This is a genomic window from Mesotoga sp. HF07.pep.5.2.highcov (genome assembly GCF_003666285.1).
Taxonomy (GTDB): Bacteria; Thermotogota; Thermotogae; order Petrotogales; family Kosmotogaceae; genus Mesotoga; species Mesotoga prima.
Map to the genome: position 1 here is coordinate 1 of NZ_JFHJ01000012.1, position 3,438 is coordinate 3,438.

Below are 3,438 nucleotides of genomic sequence, written 5' to 3' on the forward strand. Positions count from 1 at the left end.
TCTACACTATGAACACCAATTTGAAAGTATGCTCTATTCTCTTGCACCCGTAATATCTGGAAATTACCATGAAAGACAGAGTTCTTTCGAATATTCTCTGCTGAATAAACAGGCATGAATCATTTGTCAAAAACGAGTTCCCTGAACCAAATATAACTGGTAAGCCCGAAAGTGGGAATTCTGAAAACTGGATATGTGGGAATCGGACCGTCTCCCGCCTGAAGGACATAATCGTCAAGATACTCGATCCTACCGTCCTTAGAGATCAGGAACATGCCGTTCGACAACGGTGTGCTGTAAAGCTCCACTGCCGATTTGTCGGCAATCAGGTGTAACCAGGAGTATTCTTCAAGAGAGTCTGCAGAAGTGATTTCTTCGCCGGAGTAAAGCCATAAGAGCTCAATTTCTGGTTTTGCGGAATACTCGTTCCATGTGACAAGCTCGTTTAAAAGGCTTCTCAGCCTCTTCTCTTCTCTGCTGGTATCTTCGCAATCACCTGTAGCGCATGGAAATCCGCCGTTGAAAACTTCAAGCGGTGTCTTTGAAGTCACGACTACAATGATGGGATTTCCGAGATAATCTCTCATAGAAAAGCTCTTTCCGTGTACGTCTCTGGCTTCGAACAGAGGTGCGATCGAACCCTTTTTCAACAGAGGCCTGTTCTGGGCATCTTCATCGACCTGCTCGAATGTGACTTTTCTGCCATCCCTGCTGATCTCGCTTACTCTGTAGTTCTTGTCGTTGATTCTTATGACGCTGGTCGCTTCGAAAAGCTCGTGATTCTTATGAACCATGTCTATAGTTCCATCTCTGTCTAGATCTATTCCGATGAAGACTTCGTCTATCTTATCGGCCAGGCCATCGGGCGCGGTAGGAAACAGGGCGATTTCGATAAGCTCTCCGTCGACTTCCAGCAAACCTTCTCTTCTACTCATGAGCAAGTAGTCGACTTCGACGCCTTCCTTTTTTGGAAGGATCGCGTGAATTTCAAGATCCTGGGTCATGTAAGATGAATTCCCGTTGGAAAGATATTCGACCCTTAACTGTTGACTGAATTTATAGGCACGGCTTTCATTGATAACGGTCCCTCTATATTGTCCCTTTATCGGAATGTTGTTTAGGAAACAGCCGTCGTAATCGCTGTCGATCCAGAGGATCGGAGGCTCGACGTTCATGATCGCTATGTTGACAGTTGAATCTCCAATTGTGAACTGTCCATAGAAAATACGCTCATCTGCGATTGCGCTGACTCCTTCCGGTGGATAAATACTCATTTCGACATCGCTTCCGCTCGCGATGTATGTCCAGCCCATCCGTTCCGTAAGATAACCGGACAGAGTACCGGAAAAAAGCATCGCCGACGAAATCAACGAAACGACAAGCAATATCGCTACCTTTTTAGCCATACGAATCACCTCCTCAATTCATATGTCAAAGATCAGAGCAAAAACAACTTTCACTCACAGCTTCGGCTTAAAATCATCTTCGATTTGAAAGAAATAGAACATTATTGTGCATTTGTTGCAGCTGGCTACGCCAAATCCTTCGCAGTCAACATCCACGTACTCCCAGCTCCACGGACTTGCGTCAATCGAGTATCTGCATTCTCCGTAAGCGCTTGCAAATACACTCAAAGGGTTGTTGTTTGCGTCGTAATGACGTGCTTCTGTAGAAATACAGCAATATACTGCGTAGGGTACAAATCTCGTATTAATTATCAACTCTTTGCTGTAAGAAAATTCTGAATACAAGAAACAATTGCATTCATACAAATAGCAACCTGGGTCCTCCACTCTTGTGATCACGCCACCAGTCAGTCCAAATGTCAAAATCGACAGGAATACGAAAGAAAAAATCAAAAAACACCTTTTAAACATCAGAGTTCCCTCCTTTCTAGTTAGTTAAGGTACTGAAATAATATCACCATATATGTCATATAGAAAAATAGTAATAAACAAAATCAGATATGCTTAGCGCTAAATATTCGTGAACAGCTGTCCTGTGTTACCTAAATCGAAGATTGTCACAGTAATATTGTAATATTACTGTGATTATTAAGAGAAGTACACGATAGAATGTAGTGTGCGTGACGTGTGTACGTATTGAATCATCAAAAGACATATGAGGCCATATGTAGTTTTCTCCAGAATTTGGTGGTAGCTCCCGGTGATGATAAGTTCTTCCATATTCTGGTTTGCTCTAGACTATTTACTACGGATCACTTCATTTGCCGGTAGTCATCACACGGTATTCTATATGAACAACAATATCATCACGGCATATCGGGCTATTGACAGATAGATTCGAGTAATGTAGAATCTTATCTGTTCGGGGACGTGGTGAAGCTTGGTTATCATGCCGGTCTGTCACACCGGTGGCCGCGAGTTCAAGTCTCGTCGTCCCCGCCAGAGAGAGTCCTGAGGGACTCTCTATTTTTTTTGCATATTGGAAGCTTCAGACAATTCTCACACTCAAGATGACAAGCAAGTTCTTCCGGTCAATATCTACTTAACTTCTTTCAGGTTGAGGACGGTTACAATATCTTCAGAGTGAATGTATTCGATACAGTGTCCTTGTGACTTAAAGATTAATTCCCGTCGGGGCGTTTTGACCATTGTCGTTGCTGTCAAGAATCGAAGCCTTTCAGACTTTTGACTTCTTTGAGCTGGACTTAGGGTGATGAGTGTTTTGTAATAGACTGGTTTCTACCGAGTTCTGGAGGTGTTCATAGTTGCCTGCCTGTGTTAGGGTTCTAGGTATCGATCCAGGTTTTGGAGCGGTTGGATATGGTGTAGTCGAGATGAGATCGTCGCGGATCGATCTCGTTTCATACGGAGCGATCAGAACTGAGCCGCAAGAACCTATACCTGACAGACTTCTAAAGATTCATGATAGGCTTGAAGAACTTCTACTCGAGTTTCGCCCCGATGAATCTGCCGTCGAAGAGCTTTTCTTCTTCAGAAATGTCACGACGGCGATTCAGGTGAGCGAGGCGAGGGGGGTTATACTTCTTGCAATGAGGAGACACGAAGTACCGATATTTGAATATACACCCCATCAAGTAAAACTTGCCGTTACTGGCTACGGAAGAGCCGAAAAGGGGCAGGTTCAGAGGACTTTGAAAACTTTCTTCCGAATGGAAGTTAACCCCAGACCCGATGATGCGGCCGATGCGCTAGCTGTAGCCTGGTGTCACTTGACTTCAAGGAAATTCCCCGGAGGTGTTCGAAAGGCATGAAACTATTCATGAGAAATGTGGGACTCCCTTTATCGAGGCTTCTTTCGAAGGCTTTGAGCATCGACTCATCTTTCGAGTGTGAAGGAATAGAGATTTCCGATATATCTGTGGACTGTAAATCTAAAGAGATCGAGTTAGCTTTCCAATGTGACGTTAGCAGCGAGATAAAGGAGTTTCTTGAATCTGTCTTTTGTGAGAAG

General features: G+C 43.9%; 4 protein-coding genes and 1 tRNA gene. 3 read left to right on the forward strand and 2 right to left on the reverse strand.

The genetic code is table 11. From position 1 onward, the window contains the following. Positions 1-119 precede the first annotated feature (119 nt). Together BG32_RS00290 and BG32_RS00295 are read right to left on the reverse strand one after the other, a co-directional pair. Entirely contained in the window at positions 120-1,406 is a 1,287-nt protein-coding gene (locus BG32_RS00290; RefSeq protein WP_121526206.1) for a peroxiredoxin, read from the reverse strand. Between the two features lie 54 nt (positions 1,407-1,460). After that, a complete protein-coding gene (locus tag BG32_RS00295; RefSeq protein WP_006487160.1) occupies positions 1,461-1,877 on the reverse strand; it encodes a hypothetical protein in 417 nt (138 codons plus the stop codon). 453 nt (positions 1,878-2,330) lie between these two features. On the opposite strand from BG32_RS00295, the gene BG32_RS00300 reads away from it, so the two are divergent. The 3 genes from BG32_RS00300 to BG32_RS00310 all read left to right on the forward strand — a co-directional run. Next, positions 2,331-2,408: transfer RNA gene (locus BG32_RS00300), tRNA-Asp, on the forward strand. Between the two features lie 323 nt (positions 2,409-2,731). Further along, on the forward strand, positions 2,732-3,238 hold the full coding sequence (gene ruvC / locus BG32_RS00305) for a crossover junction endodeoxyribonuclease RuvC (protein WP_006487163.1): 507 nt from the start codon (positions 2,732-2,734) through the stop codon (positions 3,236-3,238). Beyond that, on the forward strand, positions 3,235-3,438 hold a 204-nt coding region (locus BG32_RS00310; RefSeq protein ID WP_147434760.1), incomplete at its 3' end, for a hypothetical protein. The genes ruvC and BG32_RS00310, both read left to right, overlap by 4 nt.

What these genes read in the sequence shown, in the direction of transcription:
- BG32_RS00290 (WP_121526206.1), bottom strand. Translation starts at nt 1,406, where the DNA reads ATGGCTAAAAAGGTAGCGATATTGCTTGTCGTTTCGTTGATTTCGTCG.
- BG32_RS00295 (WP_006487160.1), bottom strand. Translation starts at nt 1,877, where the DNA reads ATGTTTAAAAGGTGTTTTTTGATTTTTTCTTTCGTATTCCTGTCGATT.